This is a genomic window from Pseudomonas sp. JL2 (genome assembly GCF_031570495.1).
Lineage (GTDB): Bacteria > Pseudomonadota > Gammaproteobacteria > Pseudomonadales > Pseudomonadaceae > Aquipseudomonas > Aquipseudomonas rhizophila.
Genome location: NZ_JAKUDH010000031.1, coordinates 26,402 through 42,294, shown reverse-complemented (window position 1 = coordinate 42,294; position 15,893 = coordinate 26,402). Strand labels below are relative to the sequence as shown.

General features: G+C 61.9%; 15 protein-coding genes. 10 read left to right on the top strand and 5 right to left on the bottom strand.

Annotated elements, in window-relative coordinates; translation table 11 throughout:
- Positions 1-222 precede the first annotated feature (222 nt).
- The 4 genes from MKS85_RS26565 (at position 223) to MKS85_RS26550 (ending at position 3,326) form a co-directional block, all read left to right on the top strand.
- Complete coding sequence (locus MKS85_RS26565; RefSeq protein ID WP_047230399.1) at positions 223-1,587, top strand: HD domain-containing phosphohydrolase; 1,365 nt, start codon at positions 223-225, stop codon at positions 1,585-1,587.
- A 165-nt stretch (positions 1,588-1,752) separates the two neighbouring features.
- Entirely contained in the window at positions 1,753-2,169 is a 417-nt protein-coding gene (locus MKS85_RS26560; RefSeq protein WP_047230398.1) for an NUDIX domain-containing protein, read from the top strand.
- 24 nt (positions 2,170-2,193) lie between these two features.
- The gene (locus MKS85_RS26555; protein WP_188250913.1) at positions 2,194-2,832 is read left to right on the top strand and encodes a LysE family translocator; all 639 of its coding nucleotides are present in this window, start codon (positions 2,194-2,196) and stop codon (positions 2,830-2,832) included.
- Positions 2,829-3,326 (top strand): GNAT family N-acetyltransferase, encoded by a 498-nt coding sequence (locus MKS85_RS26550; protein WP_188250912.1) that lies wholly within the window; start codon positions 2,829-2,831, stop codon positions 3,324-3,326. The genes MKS85_RS26555 and MKS85_RS26550 overlap by 4 nt, the downstream gene beginning before the upstream one ends.
- Positions 3,327-3,572: 246 nt before the next feature.
- On the opposite strand, the gene metR is transcribed toward MKS85_RS26550, so the two are convergent.
- Complete coding sequence (metR, locus tag MKS85_RS26545; RefSeq protein ID WP_047230407.1) at positions 3,573-4,490, bottom strand: transcriptional regulator MetR; 918 nt, start codon at positions 4,488-4,490, stop codon at positions 3,573-3,575.
- A 107-nt stretch (positions 4,491-4,597) separates the two neighbouring features.
- Here metR and metE point away from each other — a divergent pair, with 107 nt between their 5' ends.
- Positions 4,598-6,910 (top strand): 5-methyltetrahydropteroyltriglutamate--homocysteine S-methyltransferase, encoded by a 2,313-nt coding sequence (gene metE / locus MKS85_RS26540; protein ID WP_188250911.1) that lies wholly within the window; start codon positions 4,598-4,600, stop codon positions 6,908-6,910.
- A 170-nt stretch (positions 6,911-7,080) separates the two neighbouring features.
- The gene (locus MKS85_RS26535) at positions 7,081-8,100 is read left to right on the top strand and encodes an alpha/beta fold hydrolase (protein WP_188250910.1); all 1,020 of its coding nucleotides are present in this window, start codon (positions 7,081-7,083) and stop codon (positions 8,098-8,100) included.
- A gap of 167 nt (positions 8,101-8,267) precedes the next feature.
- On the opposite strand, the gene MKS85_RS26530 is transcribed toward MKS85_RS26535, so the two are convergent.
- Complete coding sequence (locus MKS85_RS26530) at positions 8,268-9,149, bottom strand: LysR substrate-binding domain-containing protein (RefSeq protein WP_188250909.1); 882 nt, start codon at positions 9,147-9,149, stop codon at positions 8,268-8,270.
- A gap of 115 nt (positions 9,150-9,264) precedes the next feature.
- Between MKS85_RS26530 and MKS85_RS26525 the strand changes: the two genes are divergently transcribed.
- Complete coding sequence (locus MKS85_RS26525) at positions 9,265-10,902, top strand: 5-guanidino-2-oxopentanoate decarboxylase (RefSeq protein WP_188250908.1); 1,638 nt, start codon at positions 9,265-9,267, stop codon at positions 10,900-10,902.
- Positions 10,899-12,347, top strand: coding sequence for an aldehyde dehydrogenase family protein (locus MKS85_RS26520; protein ID WP_310663167.1), 1,449 nt, complete (start codon positions 10,899-10,901; stop codon positions 12,345-12,347). Before MKS85_RS26525 ends, MKS85_RS26520 begins: the two co-directional genes overlap by 4 nt.
- A gap of 133 nt (positions 12,348-12,480) precedes the next feature.
- Here MKS85_RS26520 and MKS85_RS26515 read toward each other — a convergent pair whose 3' ends face one another.
- A complete protein-coding gene (locus MKS85_RS26515) occupies positions 12,481-13,410 on the bottom strand; it encodes an AraC family transcriptional regulator (RefSeq protein ID WP_047230390.1) in 930 nt (309 codons plus the stop codon).
- 327 nt (positions 13,411-13,737) lie between these two features.
- Between MKS85_RS26515 and MKS85_RS26510 the strand changes: the two genes are divergently transcribed.
- Both MKS85_RS26510 and MKS85_RS26505 read left to right on the top strand, forming a co-directional pair.
- Positions 13,738-14,091 carry a putative quinol monooxygenase gene (locus tag MKS85_RS26510; RefSeq protein ID WP_107321945.1) on the top strand — a complete coding sequence of 118 codons (354 nt, stop codon included), beginning with the start codon at positions 13,738-13,740 and terminating at the stop codon, positions 14,089-14,091.
- Positions 14,092-14,132: 41 nt separating this feature from the next.
- Positions 14,133-14,378, top strand: coding sequence for a hypothetical protein (locus tag MKS85_RS26505; RefSeq protein ID WP_310663166.1), 246 nt, complete (start codon positions 14,133-14,135; stop codon positions 14,376-14,378).
- Positions 14,379-14,493: 115 nt separating this feature from the next.
- Here MKS85_RS26505 and MKS85_RS26500 read toward each other — a convergent pair whose 3' ends face one another.
- Positions 14,494-15,114, bottom strand: coding sequence for a flavin reductase family protein (locus tag MKS85_RS26500; RefSeq protein ID WP_107321946.1), 621 nt, complete (start codon positions 15,112-15,114; stop codon positions 14,494-14,496).
- A 338-nt stretch (positions 15,115-15,452) separates the two neighbouring features.
- Positions 15,453-15,746, bottom strand: coding sequence for a hypothetical protein (locus MKS85_RS26495; protein ID WP_310663165.1), 294 nt, complete (start codon positions 15,744-15,746; stop codon positions 15,453-15,455).
- Positions 15,747-15,893 lie beyond the last annotated feature (147 nt).

The following is a 15,893-nucleotide window of genomic DNA, read 5'->3' as shown; positions in this document are numbered from 1 at the left end:
CACCGTCGCGATGCTGACTGTTGAACCGTGGATACATCTGATATCCCTTCCGTTGGCATGAGTATTCTGGCCTGTACTTGGCCCTTCATGGTCTACAGCATAGCTGTCTCATTGAGATGCGCTCGGCCGGTCAAGGCAAAATCGTGTCTAAATTCACGCAATCTACTAGCCTCTAATTCGGGGGTAGCGTAGAACAGGTGTCGTTAACAGGAGGGGGGTCCAATGGAAGATCAATCGCAGGATGTACCGGTCAGGAAGCCGACGGTACTGTTGGTCGATGATGAAGAGTCGATTCTCAATAGCCTGCGTCGGTTATTGCGCAGCCAGCCGTACGAAATCCTGCTGGCTGACAGTGGCGCCAAAGCCCTGGAAATCCTCAAGGAGCGGCCGGTCGACCTGGTCATGACCGATGCCCGCATGCCCAACATGGACGGCGCCACTTTGTTGGCGCAGATTCGCAAGCTTTATCCATCGACCTTGCGCATCCTGCTCACCGGTTATGCCGATGTGGACATGATGACCAAGGCCATCAACGAGGGGCAGTTGTATCGCTACCTCAGCAAACCCTGGAACGACGAGGAACTGGTGCAGGCCCTGCGTCAGGCCCTGGCGCACCAGCACTCCGAAAGCGAGCGCCAGCGCCTCGAAGCGCTGAACCGTGAACAGAACGAACAGCTGCGGATACTCAACACCACCCTGGAAAAACGCGTGGCGTCGCGCACCGCCGAGCTGCAGCAGACCGCCGACATGCTCGACCTGGCCTATGACGAGCTCAAGCGCAGCTATGTGACCGGCACCGAAGTGTTTTCGCTGATCGCCAACCTGCGCCTGCCCAAGGCCAAGCAGACCAACCGGCAGATCATCGAGCTGATCCGGGTCTACAGCAGGCTGCACTTTCTGGACGAGTCCACCGACCGCGACCTGACCATGGCCGCGGCGCTCTACAACATCGGCAAATTGAGCTGGACCGACAACATGATGGTCACGCCCGCCGACATGCTGCACCACACCGAGCTTGATCTCTACCGGGCCTATCCGAAGCAGAGCGAGTCGCTGCTGATGACCCTGGACCCGATGAAAGACGCCGCGCGCATCATCCTCCATCACCAGGAACGTTGGGACGGCAGCGGTTTTCCCGACCATCTGCGAGGCGAGGCCATTCCGTTCGGTTCGCGGCTGTTGAAACTGGCGGTGGACTTCATCGAACTGCAGCGCGGGTTGATCCTGGAGCGGCAGATGAACAGCGATGAGGCGCTGGTCTACATCCGCAAATACGCCGGCAAACTGTACGACCCGGGCATGGTGGAGGACTTCATCAAGGCGTGTGGTGAATACCTGGACGACGTGACCTTGTCGGATCCGACGGTGCAGGTCATGACAACCCGCGACCTGACGGCCGGCATGATCCTGGCGCGCAACCTCAACGCCGACAACGGCATGCTGTTGCTCAACGCCGGCAAGGTGCTGAGCGCGCCTCTGGTGGAAAAGCTCATTGCTTTCGAAGCGATGGAAGGGGCGCGCTACAGCGTGTTCGTCAAAATCCCCGAAGAGGCAGACCCTTCGGTGCCGAAGCCGATGTTGGGGTGATGCAGATCTGACTGAGAGTACAGTCATCCTGTGGGAGCGAGCTTGGCTCCCACAAAAACTGCTCCCACAGTGGTTTTGTGTGGCGTCTGAAGGCGGCGCCGGGCTTTGCTCCCGTCGCTGCGCTCTGTACCCTTGCGAGCATTTTTCTGCCCAGGGCATTTCATCATGACCACTCCCATCATCCGCATCGCCGCCGCTCTGTTGATCGGACCGGACGGCCGGACCTTACTGGTGCGCAAGCGCGGCACCCAGGCCTTCATGCAGCCGGGCGGCAAGATCGAGGCCCATGAGCAACCGGTCCAGGCCTTGGCCCGTGAGCTGGACGAAGAGCTTGGCTTGACGATTGATCCGGCACAGGCCCGTTACCTGGGGGCGTTCAGTGCCCCGGCCGCCAACGAGCCGGGTTTTGTCGTGCAGGCTGACGTTTTTTTACTGAGCATCGATGCGCCGGTTTCTCCCGCCGCCGAGATTGAAGAAGTGCGCTGGATCGACCCGGCCAGTGACAGCGATCTGCTGCTGGCGCCGTTGACAGGCGAGGTGATCCTGCCGTTTTATCGAGCCAGCCTTCTCGAGACGTGCTGACCCCAGACTCAAGGACTGACGCCCATGATTCCATTGCCGGACCTGCTGATTTTCGCCGCCGCCGCGTTGCTGATGGTGCTCACGCCCGGCCCGAACATGATCTACCTGATTTCCCGTTCGATCTGCCAGGGCCGCAAGGCCGGCGTCACCTCCCTGCTGGGGGTGGTGGCGGGCTTCTTCGTGCACATGTTTGCCGCGGCGGCGGGGCTGACGGCGGTGTTCCTGGCGGTGCCCATGGCCTATGAGGCGTTGAAATGGGCCGGCGCGCTGTACCTGTTGTGGCTGGCCTGGCAGGCAGTCAAGCCCGGCGCACGTTCGCCGTTCCAGGCCCAGCAACTGCCGGCGGACTCGACGCGCAAGCTGATCACCATGGGGTTCCTCACCAGTGCCCTGAATCCAAAGATTGCAGTGTTTTACCTGTCGGTGTTCCCGCAGTTCATCAGCCCGGAACACGGCTCGTTGTTCACCCAGAGCATCATCCTCGGGCTGACCCAGATCAGCGTCAGTTTCAGCGTCAACCTGCTGATTGCCTTGTTCGCCGCCGGCATTGCCTCCTGGTTCGTCCATAACCCCACCTGGTTGGCGGCGCAGCGCTACTTCATGGGGTTTGTGCTCGGCGCGCTGGCGTTGCGCCTGATGCTTGAACAACGGCGTTCGGCGTGAACATTCGACGGCTTGCAGCGGGTGATGCCCAGGCGTATCGCGACCTGATGCTCCAGGCCTACGCGCTTCATCCCCAAGCTTTCACCTCCAGCGTCAGCGAGCGAGCGGCGATGCCCATGAGGTGGTGGGAATCACGTCTGAGCAGTCGGCTGGATGTGTTGGTGGGGGCGTTTGTCGAGCATGAACTGGTGGGCATTGTCGGGCTGTCCCTGGAGCCGCGGGAAAAAGCCCGGCACAAGGCCACGTTGTTCGGCATGTACGTCGCTGACTCTCATCGCCATGCTGGCCTCGGCTACCAACTGGTGCAGGCGGCACTCGAAGAAGCCCGACGCCATTCGTTTTTACGGCTGGTGCAACTGACCGTCACCGCCGGCAACGATCCTGCCGTCAGGCTCTACCAGCGCTGCGGTTTCGTGCTGTACGGCCTGGAGCCGATGGCGATACGGGTGGACGAGGACTACCTCGACAAGATCCATATGTGGCTAGAGCTCTGAGTCGCTCAGAGATGAGTTCTCGAGTTTTTGATGAATGAGGGTTGTCGAGTTTNGGACTACCTCGACAAGATCCATATGTGGCTAGAGCTCTGAGTCGCTCAGAGATGAGTTCTCGAGTTTTTGATGAATGAGGGTTGTCGAGTTTTTGTGGCGAGGGAGCTTGCTCCCGCTGGGCTGCGCAGCGGCCCCATTTTTTGCGATTGCTGCGCAATCGAGCGGGAGCAAGCTCCCTCGCCACAAAAGCACTCAGCGCACGGCACTGACGCCGTCGAGGGTCGAAAACGAAGTGTCCTTGGCCGTCAGCAGAAAGTCGCGCATGTAGGGCGCATCGAGCATGTCGGTGCGCACGGCGGCATACAGCGTGGCGAACAAACCTTTCTCTCCCAGTCGCTTGGCCTTCACGTAGCCCCGCGAGCTGTATTCATGCAGTGCCCAATGGGGCATGCCGCAGACGCCACGACCGCTGGCCACCAGTTGCATCATCATCACCGTCAGTTCAGACGTGCGCACCTGGGCCGGTTCGATGTCGGCCGGTTCCAGGAAACGGGTGAAGATGTCCAGGCGATCGCGCTCCACCGGGTAGGTGATCAGGGTTTCGCTGACCAGGTCTTCGGGCACGATGTAGGGTTTGTTCGCCAGTCGGTGCTGGTTGGCCACGGCGAGCATCGCTTCGTAGGTGAACAGCGGCACGTAGGTGATGCCCGCCAGTTCCAGCGGGTCGGAGGTCACCACCAGGTCCAGGTCGCCCCGGGCCAGGGCCGGCAGTGGGGCGAAGGCGAAGCCCGAGGCCAGGTCCAGCTCGACTTCCGGCCAGGCGTCGCGGAACTGGTCGATGGTGGGCATCAGCCACTGAAAGCAACTGTGGCACTCGATGGCCATGTGCAAGCGCCCGGCGGTGCCTCCGGCCAACCGACCGATGTCCCGCTCGGCGCTGCGCAGCAACGGCAGGGTGGCGTCGGCCAGTTGCAGCAGGCGCAGGCCGGCACTGGTGAAACGCACCGGTTTGGTCTTGCGCACGAATAGCTGCATGCCCAGGCGTTCTTCCAGTTCCTTGAACTGGTGGGAAAGGGCGGACTGGGTCAGGTGCAGGCGTTCGGCGGCTTCGACCAGGCTATCGGCTTCGCGCAGGGCATGCAGGGTCTTGAGGTGGCGGATTTCAAGCACCGTGGGCTCCATGAGTAAAACTCGTGATCAACACGAAAAGGTTGAGTTTGTCTCATGTGGGGCTGGCTGTCGACAATGGCGCCATCTTTTACAGGAGGACACACACCATGGCCCTGGCCCACACCTTAGGTTTTCCTCGCATCGGCGCCGACCGCGAACTGAAAAAAGCCCTCGAAGCCTACTGGAAGGGCGACCTGGCACCGGCCGCGCTGCAAGCGGTGGGCCGTGAACTGCGGGCCCGGCACTGGCAACTGCAGAAAGAGGCCGGCATCGACCTGCTGCCGGTCGGTGATTTCGCCTGGTACGACCAGGTGCTCAGCCACACTTTGACCCTGGGTGCCGTCCCGTCGCGATTCCACAACACCCTCGACGCCCAGGCCAAGCCGACCCTCGACACCCTGTTCGCCATGGCCCGAGGCGCCACTGCTGCCTGCTGCGGAGCTGATCACGGGCAAGCCCAATACGCTCAGGAACTGACCAAGTGGTTCGACACCAACTACCACTATCTGGTCCCGGAGTTTTCCGCCGACCAGCGCTTCGCCCTGAGTTGGGAGCAATTGTTCGAGGAAGTGGACGAGGCCCATGCCCTGGGACATCGGGTCAAACCGGTGATCATCGGCCCTTTGACGTATCTGTGGCTGGGCAAGGCCAAGGGCGAGGACTTCGACAAGCTCGACCTGCTTGAACGTCTGTTGCCGGTCTACGGTGAAATCCTCAATCGCCTCAAGGCCCAGGGCGTTGAATGGGTGCAGATCGACGAGCCGATCCTCACCCTCGACCTGCCCCTGGCCTGGAAAAGCGCGTTCGAGCGGGCTTATCACATCCTTCAGTATTCGCCGTTGAAAAAGCTGGTGGCGACCTATTTCAGTGGTCTGGAAGACAACCTCGGCCTGGCGGTGAGCCTGCCGGTGGACGGTTTGCACATCGACGCGGTACGGGCGCCGGAACAACTGGGTCAGGTGCTCGATCGACTGCCGACCTACAAAATCCTGTCGGTGGGGTTGGTCAATGGCCGCAACGTCTGGCGCTGTGAACTGGAACAGGCCCTGGCGCAATTACAGCCGGCCCAGGAGCGTTTTGGCGACAACCTCTGGGTCAGCACCTCTTGCTCACTGTTGCACAGCCCCGTGGACCTGGAGCGTGAAGACCGACTGGACCCTGAACTCAAGAGCTGGCTGGCCTTTGCCGTGCAGAAATGCGGTGAAGTGGCGGTACTGCGTGATGCGCTCAACGATCCACAGGCACCCGGTGTGCAACACGCCTTGGCCGACAGCCGCGACGTGCATGCTCGTCGTGCCGGCTCGACACGCATTCACAAAGCCGAGGTTCAGGCCCGCCTCGCCGCGATACGACCACAGGACAGCCAGCGACGCTCGCCGTTTGCCCAGCGCATGGAGCAGCAGCGCGCCCGTCTGAAACTGCCGGCCTTTCCCACCACCACCATCGGTTCCTTCCCGCAGACTCCGGCGATTCGCCTGGCGCGCCAGGCCTACAAGCAAGGCAAGCTGTCGGCCAACGATTATCAGGACGCCATGCACACTGAGATCCGCCATGCCGTGCAGATCCAGGAACGCCTGGGCCTGGATGTGCTGGTACATGGCGAAGCCGAACGCAACGACATGGTGGAATATTTCGCCGAACAACTGGACGGCTATGCCTTCACCCGTTTCGGCTGGGTCCAGAGCTACGGTTCGCGTTGTGTGAAGCCGGCAATCATCTACGGCGACATCAGCCGCCCGAAAGCGATGACCGTCGACTGGATCCGCTACGCCCAGAGCCTGACCGACAAGGTGATGAAGGGCATGCTCACCGGCCCCGTGACCATGCTGATGTGGTCGTTCCCTCGCGAGGACGTCTCGCGTCAGGTTCAGGCGCAACAACTGGCCCTGGCCCTGCGTGACGAAGTGCTGGACCTGGAAAAGGCCGGGATCAAAATCGTGCAGATCGACGAGGCCGCCTTCCGCGAAGGCTTGCCTCTGCGACGCGGGCAATGGCAGGCGTACCTGGACTGGGCCGTGGAGGCCTTCCGCTTGAGCGCATCGGGTGTAAGCGACGAAACCCAGATCCACACCCACATGTGCTACAGCGAGTTCAATGATGTGATCAAGGCCATCGCCGACATGGACGCCGACGTGATCACCATTGAAACCTCGCGTTCGGACATGGAGTTGCTGCAGGCTTTCGAAGCGTTCGAGTATCCCAACGATATCGGCCCGGGTGTCTACGACATCCACTCGCCACGGGTGCCGGACACGGCCGAGATGGTGGCGTTGATGAGCAAGGCGGTGAAGAGGATTGCGGCGGACCGGCTGTGGGTCAACCCCGATTGCGGCCTGAAGACCCGGGCGTGGCCGGAGACAGAAGCGGCGTTGGTGAACATGGTGGCGGCGGCGCGGCAGTTGCGCAGTCAGTTGGCCTGAAGCCCGAATACTCTCACAGGTCAGGGGGAGTGCTCTGCTTTGCTTCATTTGACCGGGTGGAGCGACCACTCGGCAATCTTCATCAAACTGTCACGCAACTGTGGCAGCGCGCTTGAACAAACTTCATCAGACTCGCGCTCTACTGGGGTTCTGCGTTTTGGTGTTTCTTCATGCGTGTATTTATCTTTCTGGCCGCGTTGTTGTTCGGCCTGCCGTCGATTGCGGCTTCTCGATGTGATGTCAACGTTGCGACCCAACGGGTCGATCTGGATCAGGTCAGCCTGGCGTACCAGAGCATCGGCCGTGCCTCCGACCCGGCGTTGTTGCTGGTGATGGGCTTGGGCGGGCAGTTGATACATTGGCCGGACGAGGTGGTGGCGGCCCTGTGCGAGCAGGGCTTTCGGGTGATTCGCTACGACAACCGCGACGTGGGCTTGTCCGCCTGGCGTCAGGCGCCCGGCAGCGCCAACCTGGCCTTTGAAGCCTTGCGCTACAAGCTGGGCCTGCCCGTGGCCGCTCCCTACACCTTGACCGACATGGCCGACGACGGCTTGGGGTTGATGGACGCGTTGCAGGTGCAAAGCTTTCACGTACTGGGGGTGAGCATGGGCGGGATGATCGCCCAGCACATGGCGGCCATGGCGCCGCAGCGGGTGGAGAGCCTGACCCTGATCATGACCAGCTCGGGTGCCGAAGGCCTGCCGGCACCCAGCGAAACCCTGGTGCAGCTGTTGTCCCGGCGCAGTGCGCCGAATCGTGAAGTGGCCCTGGAACAACAGGCCGATCTGCTGGCCGCCCTGGGCAGTCCGATGGTGGTGGATGATCGTCAGGTGCTGTTGCATCAGGCCGCCCAGGCCTATGACCGGGCCTTCAACCCCGAAGGCGTGCAACGCCAGATCATGGCGATCATGGCCGAGCCGAGCCGGGTGGCGCTGCTCAATCAACTGCGCGTGCCGACCCTGGTGGTTCATGGCACCGCGGACCCGTTGTTGCCGGTGATGCACGGTGTGCACCTGGCGGCGCACATCCGTGGCAGCCGCCTGAAGCTGATACCGGGCCTGGCCCACCGGTTTCAAGACGCGTTCAAGGAACCGTTGCTGGGGGCGGTGTTGCCCTACTTGCAGCAGCATCGCGAAGACACCTCGCATTGGGCGCAGATCGAGCCGGTGCAGGTGCCTAACGTGCTCTGATAAACGGTCTTCCTAGTTTTTTGTGGCGAGGGAGATTGCTCCCGCTGGGCTGCGAAGCAGCCCCCTAGGGTTCAGCCTGAGAGACCCAGGTGGTTGGATAGATTATGGGATTGCTTCGCAATCCAGCGGGAGCAAGCTCCCTCGCCACAGGGGATGGCACAAGGCTCCTACCGTGTCTGCGCCTGCTCCACCAACCACTCCATCAGCGCCTGCAACTGCTCCGACGCTCCGGGCTTGCGCGGATACACCAGGTGATAGGCCAACCCGGTCCTGACCTTCAGTTCGAAGGGCATCACCAGTCGCCCGGCGTTCAGGTCGTCGCCGATCAGCGACCAGTCGCCAATCGCCACGCCCGTGCCTTGGGAGGCCATGGACATCGCCAGGTCCAGGGTTTCGAAATGCTGGCCTTTGCTGACGTTGCTCAGTTGCACCTGCGCAGCCTCCAGCCAGGCGTTCCAGTCGCGCTCGTCACTGGTGGGATGAAGCAGCAGATGGTGTTGCAGGTCGGCGGGTGAGCGCAGCGGCACCGGACCTTCAAGCAGTGGACGCGAACACACCGGTGTCAGTTGTTCGTCGAACAAGTGCAGGCTCGTCAATGAAGGCGCGGGCGGCGGCCCGTAGACCACCGCGGCGTCGAAGGTTTCGCGCTGGAAATCCACGCCGTGGCGGACGGTGGTGGTCAACTCCACCGGTATGTCCGGTCGTACCTTTTGCCATTGCAGCAAACGCGGCATCAGCCAGCGCAGCACGCAGGTCGGCGCCTTGAGTCGCACGCTCTGGCGTTTCTCGCCGATCTGCTCCACCGCTTCCGCGATCAGGCCGAACACCTGTTGCACCCGTGGCAACCACGCCTGTCCCTGCGGCGTCAGGCTCAGGCCCCGTGCCTGACGCAGGAACAGCGGGTAACCCAAATGCTCCTCCAGCCCGGCGATCTGCCGGCTCACCGCGCCCTGGGTGATGTGCAACTGTTCCGCCGCCCGGGTGAAGTTGCAGCACTGGGCGGTGATCAGAAACGTGTGCAGCGCCGGGAGCGGAGGAAGTCGTTTCATTTGGAATCGAGCCATGATGTAGGGACATGGCTAGTATGACTTTTTATCCATTGTTGCGGCTATGGCCTGGCCGTTCCAATAACGCCATTCCCCGAAAACAAGAAGGTCAGTGGCAATGGCGACGTGCGGCGAAGTATTGGTCAAGTTACTCGAAGGTTATGGCGTGGAGCAGGTGTTCGGGATTCCCGGCGTGCACACCGTCGAGTTGTATCGTGGGCTGGCCCGTTCCAGCATCCGCCATGTGACGCCGCGTCACGAACAGGGCGCCGGCTTCATGGCCGATGGCTACGCCCGCGTCAGCGGCAAGCCCGGTGTGTGCTTCATCATCACCGGCCCCGGCATGACCAACATCACCACCGCCATGGGCCAGGCCTACGCCGATTCGATCCCGATGCTGGTGATCTCCAGCGTGCAGTCCCGCAGCCAGTTGGGCGGCGGGCGCGGCAAACTCCATGAACTGCCGAACCAGAGCGCGTTGGTGAGTGGCGTGGCGGCGTTTTCCCACACGCTGATGTCCGCCGCTGAGTTGCCGGGAGTGCTGGCCCGGGCTTTCGCCTTGTTCCAGGCCGGTCGCCCGCGGCCGGTGCACATTGAAATTCCGTTGGACGTTCTGGTCGAAGACGCCGATGCCTTGCTCGCCACAAGGCCAGTGAACATCAGCCGTGCCGGGGCCGCGCCGAGTGCCGTGGCGCAGATGTCGGCGATGCTGGCGAAGGCCCAGCGGCCTCTGATCCTGGCCGGTGGCGGCGCCATTGATGCCGCCCGCGAACTGACCGAACTGGCTGAATGCCTCGGCGCCCCCGTGGCATTGACCATCAACGCCAAAGGCTTGTTGCCGTCGCGTCATCCTCTGCTGATCGGCTCCACGCAAAGCCTGGTGGCCACCCGCGCACTGGTGGCCGAGGCCGACGTGGTGCTGGCCATCGGCACGGAGCTGGCCGAGACCGACTACGACATCACCTTCGCCGGCGGCTTCGAAATCCCCGGTGCATTGCTGCGCATCGACATCGACCCGGACCAGACCGTGCGCAACTACCCGCCGCACCTGGCGCTGGTGGCCGATGCCCGCAGCGCCAGCCAGGCCTTGCTCGATGGGTTGAAGCAACAATCCCTGACCCAGCGCAACAGCGATTGGGGCCAGGTGCGTGCCGCGCGGTTACGGGCGGATCTGGACCGGGACTGGGACGTCGCGACCCGCGCGCAGACCTTGTTCATCGACACGGTTTTGCAGGCCTTGCCCGACGCGGTATTCGTCGGTGACTCCACACAACCGGTGTACACCGGCAACCTGACCTTCAACCCGGAACATCCACGTCGCTGGTTCAATGCTTCCACCGGCTACGGCACCCTCGGCTATGCCTTGCCGGCGGCCATCGGCGCCTGGCTCGGCGGCATCGATTCGGGTAAGGGGCGTCCGCCCGTGGTGTGCCTGATCGGTGATGGCGGCTTGCAGTTCACCCTGCCGGAGCTTGCCAGCGCCGTGGAAGCAGGCGTGCCAGTGATCGTGCTGCTGTGGAATAACCAGGGTTACGAAGAGATCAAGAAATACATGGTCAACCGCGCCATTGAACCGGTGGGCGTGGACATCTACACCCCGGATTTCATTGGCGTGGCCAAGGCCCTGGGCTGCTTTGCACAGGCAGTCGACGGCGTGGCGCCATTGCGCGCCGCATTGCTGGAGGCCCACGACCGCCAGGGCCCGACCCTGATCGAAATCGATCAGGCGCGCTGGATGCTGGGGGTGGCCCAATGAATTTCCTCACCACCCAGTACGGCCTGTACATCAACGGCCAATGGTCATCGGGCGATCAGCATTTGCGGGTGATCAACCCGGTCACCGAGGCGCTGCTGACCACGGTCAATGGCGGCGATGAGCGCGCCGTCGATCAGGCCTTGAACGCGGCGACCCAGGCTTTGGCGCAATGGTCGAACACCACCGGCGCCGAGCGCGGGGCGCTTCTGCGCCGTATCGCCGCCGGCGTGCGGGCCGCTCGTGAGCGCTTGATGCATCTGCAATCGAGCAATAACGGCAAACCCCTGTTCGAAGCGGCCATCGATGTCGACGACGTGGTCGCCACCTTCGAGTATTACGCCGAACTGGCCGAAGGGCTGGACGCCCGGCAGGACAGCCCACTGGCATTGCCCAGCGATGACTTCAGGGCACGCCTGCGCCGCGAACCCTGCGGTGTGGTGGGCTTGATCGTGCCGTGGAATTTCCCGATGGTCACCACCGCCTGGAAGCTCGCCCCGGCCTTGGCTGCCGGCTGTTGTGTGGTGCTCAAACCTTCGGAGGTGACACCGCTGCCGGAGTTGGAGCTGGCGTCGATCATCGCCGAGTGCGGCTTACCCCACGGCGTGTTCAACCTGATCTGCGGCACGGGGCTGGCCGTGGGCGCGCCGCTGGCGACAGATCCGCGCGTGGCGAAGATTTCCTTTACCGGCAGCAATGCGGTGGGGGTGCAGGTGATGCAACGGGCGGCGGAAACGGTGAAGGGCGTCAGCCTGGAATTAGGTGGCAAGTCGTCGCTGCTGGTGCTGGCCGACGCTGATCTGGAGCTGGCGGTGGAGCTGGCCTGTGGTGGTGGTTTCTTCAACGCGGGACAAATGTGCTCGGCCACCAGTCGCGTGCTGGTCGCTGAAGAGTTGGCCGATGAGTTCCTGCAACGGCTCAAGACTCGCGCCGAAGCGATTCGCGTGGCTGATCCGTTTGACCCTGACGTGGAGATGGGCGCGCTGGTCAACCAGGCGCAATACCAGCGCGTGCTCGGGCATATCGACCGGGGCTTGAGCGCCGGGGCGACGCTGGTGTGCGGCGGACAACGCCCCGCGCATTTGCCGCGCGGCTATTTTCTACAGCCGACAGTCTTCACCGACGTGCCGGTGGACAGCGAGCTGTGGTGCGAAGAAATCTTCGGGCCGGTGCTGTGTGTGCGCCGTTTCACCTCCCTGGAGCAAGCGATTGCCCTGGCCAATGACAGCCGTTTCGGCCTGGTGGCCAGTGTTGTCAATCGCGATACCGAAGTTGCCGAACAGGTGGCCAATGCACTGCAGGCGGGACTGGTGTGGATCAACGCCCCCCAAGTGATCTTTCCCCAGGCGGCGTGGGGTGGTTACAAGCAGAGCAGCATGGGCCGCGAGTTGGGGCCTTGGGGGCTGGCGGCGTTTCAGGAGATCAAGCATGTGGTGCGGGCGGTTTGAATGCTAGATGTTCGTTGTCTGCTCTGGCCCTTTCGCGAGCAAGCTCGCTCCCACAGGGTCCTGCATACACAGGTCAAAATGTGGGAGCGAGCTTGCTCGCGATGAGGCCGGCACAGCCAACCCAAAAATCAGCTCAGACAGTCATCCGCAACCGCGCCAGATCCCGCAGCGGCGGCGCGCCGAACAGGCGGCTGTACTCGCGGCTGAACTGCGAAGGGCTTTCATACCCCACCCGATACCCCGCCGCCGAAGCTTCCAGCCCTTCGGCCAGCATCAGTCGCCGGGCTTCCTGAAGGCGCAGTTGTTTCTGGTATTGCAGCGGGCTCATGGCCGTCATGGCCTTGAAGCGGTGATGCAGGGTCGAGACGCTGAGGTTCACTTCCCGGGCCAGGTCATCGATGCGCAACGGTTGCTCGAAATGGCCATTGAGCCATTTGATCGCCTGGCTGATGCGATGGCTCTGACTATTGGTAATGGCGATTTCGTACAGCCGATAGCCCTGAGGGCTGCGCAGCAGGCGGTACAGAATCTCCCGGCGCACCAGGGGCGCAAGCATGGCGATGTCTTTCGGGCTGTCCAGCAAGCGCGTCAGGCGCAACACGGCGTCGAGCATCGGCGTGTCCAAGCGTTCTACATACAGGCCGCGACCGGTGGGGCGCGTGGGTACGCCGAGGGGGCCTGCGTCGGCAATCAGCGCGGTGATTTCCGCCGGATCGATGTCCAGGCGCAGGGCCAGGATCGGCTGATCGGGCGAGACGCTGGCGATGCAACCACTCAGGGGCATCGAGACCGAGACCACCAGGTAATGGAGCGGATCGTAGTTGAACAACTCATCCGCCAGGCGCACCTGCTTGCTGCCCTGGGCCATGATGCACAGCGCCGGTCGCGCCAGCACCGGTGCGAATTGATGGGCTTGACTGTGGCGCGACAGATTCAGCGAGTCGATGGCTGTGGCGTAGTTGCCGTCTTCACTGGTATTGCGGGCGATGATCGACGCCAGTTCGGCGCGCTGTTGTTCCAGATACGTGTCCAGCGGGACGTGGGCGTGGTCAAGCGGCGACATGCCGGAATCCTCGGGAAAGGGGGAGCGATGAGCAGAGCTTATGTTTGTGCAAGTTGCAGTGGTAGCCACATCCTGTCGAAAGCTTGCCTGATCCTGCACGGTGCATCGATTCACCATGGCTTAATGTGACAAAAACTTGCTTGAAACCTTTTGTTTCAACTTTCCCGGATCCTCGCGGATGGAGGACCGATTGGGTCCCGCTTTCGCGCAGGATCGTGCAATGGGTCGGCAGGAATCGACTAACGAGCCTGGTGTCGTGACGCTTAACCTTTGATCCTGTCGCAGCCTGTCCCGGGCTGCACAACGGATTACCTGGGAGGGTTGAACATGTCTACACAGATCCCCGTCAGTCATATGGCCTTTGTGCGGGCCCGTTCCGGTTGCTCCAAGCCATTGGGTGCACGCCTGAGTACGCTGATCGCGCCTTCGCGCCAGGCTCCCGGATGCCTGCATTTTGCCTTGCAGCAATCGCAATGCGACGCCGATCTGTGGCTGGTGTCCGGGCTCTGGGTCAATCAACAGGCGATGGATGCTTATTTCAACTCACCGGCCATGGCGATCTTCGCCGAGCTGGTACAGGACCTGGTGGTGAGCAGCCTGGATTTCCACACCTTCCGGGAAGTGTCCGCCGCCCAGGCGACCGAAGGGTGCCTGGCGAAGGTACACAAACTGGCGGGTTGAAGGTTTAATGAGCGTCATTTTCCATCGCCAGGATGCGCAATATGGCACGTAAAGCCTTTGAAACCTTCGAAGCTGTTTCCGCGGTCGTTCCCAAAGAGGGCGGCGGCTACTACGCGGCGATTGCCACCAAAGCCATTGGTGGTTCCGGTGCGCCGCGTTTTAACAAGGTGCTTGAAGATCAGACGTTCAAGACGGCCACTGATGCCGACTCGGCGGCGGTCATTGAGTTGACCCATCTCAAGGGTGTGGGCGATGAGGGCGAGCTGATCTGGAACCCGCGAGATTAACATTATGGGAGCAAGGCTTACCCGCGATGCAGTCACCTCGGTTCAAAAGACAGGCCGCGTTGTCTTCATCGCGGGCAAGCCTTGCTCCCACAGATAAACGCTGTGTCGTGCACTGCTATTGAGGACGGTGCATCTTGAACAGCGCCTCGGGACCCAGCTGGAAATAATCCGCCGGCCCGCCGCCGCGCAAAATCGGCTCGGCAGCGGCGGTGTCGTATACCCCATCTTTCAACAACCATTTGGCGATATGCACGGCGACCACCTCGCCGAGAATCAGCCAACTGGGCACCAATGCCTTGTCCGCGCGCTGCAACTGGATGATCTGGGTGACCTTGCATTCGAAGGACACCGGGCTTTGCGCCACGCGTGGCACCTGGATCACCCGTGATGGCGCTGGCGTCAAACCGGCCAGTTCGAATTCATTGACCTTTGGCGCGACCATGGCGCAGCTCTGGTTCATCTGCTCGGCCAACGGGCGTGTCGCCAGGTTCCAGGCGAATTCGCCGGTCTGTTCGATGTTGTTCAGGCTGTCTTTGCGCCCGACGCTGCAGAAGCCGATGATCGGCGGAATGTAGTTGAAGGCGTTGAAAAAACTGTAGGGCGCCAGGTTCAGGTGCCCTTCGGCGTCCTGGGAGGAAATCCAGCCGATGGGGCGTGGGCCGACGATGGCATTGAACGGGTCGTGGGGCAGGCCGTGGCCCTGGGCGGGTTCGTAGTAGTGGATGTCGTCGGGCATGAGGCGAGGGTCCTGGGGATGGATTTTGAGGATGTTGTGGATAGTGCAGGGGGCGACTGTTTTTGTCAGCACCTGGCAAGCCTGCTCACTCATTTGCTCTTCAGGGTTCACGGAACTTCGTCTGCCACACAATCCTGTGGGAGCGAGCCCGCTCGCGATGACGGTGTAGCAGGGGACGTAGGGGTTAAATGTGCTGACCTCTTCGCGAGCAGGCTCGCTCCCACAATTTGTTCTTCAGTGAGACCACTTTTGTGTTGGGCTTGAGGCTGACCGTTTTCCTGTACCCCAAAAACAACTAAGCCCGGCCGAAGCCGGGCTGTGAGAGAGCCTCGTTGGGATTAGCTGAGAGAGGCGGTGTTGGTGCGGTCAAAGCCGTCTTCAGCGATAGCGTTCGAGCCGGTGCGGTCAAAGCCGTCTTCAGCGATAGCGTTCGAGCCAGTGCGGTCAAAGCCGTCTTCGGCGATAGCGTTGGAGCCGGTGCGGTCGAAGCCGTCGGCGGCAACGGTGGCAGCGCCGGTGCGGTCGTAACCGTCAGCGGCAATGGCCGACTGAGTGCGGTCGAAGCCATCGGCGGCGAAGGTGTTGGCGGCCAATACGGACAGGGTCAGGGCGAGGATCAGTTTGGTTTTCATGGTCGTTCTCCGAAGTGGTTGGCGTTGATCGCCTTGGGTGTGGAATTCATATTACGCTTGTTAAATCGATTAAAAAGCGCAAAAAAATGCTCAAACAAATCGTATTTATCGATTGGTTGCTCGTTGTTACTGATCGGCGATAAATGT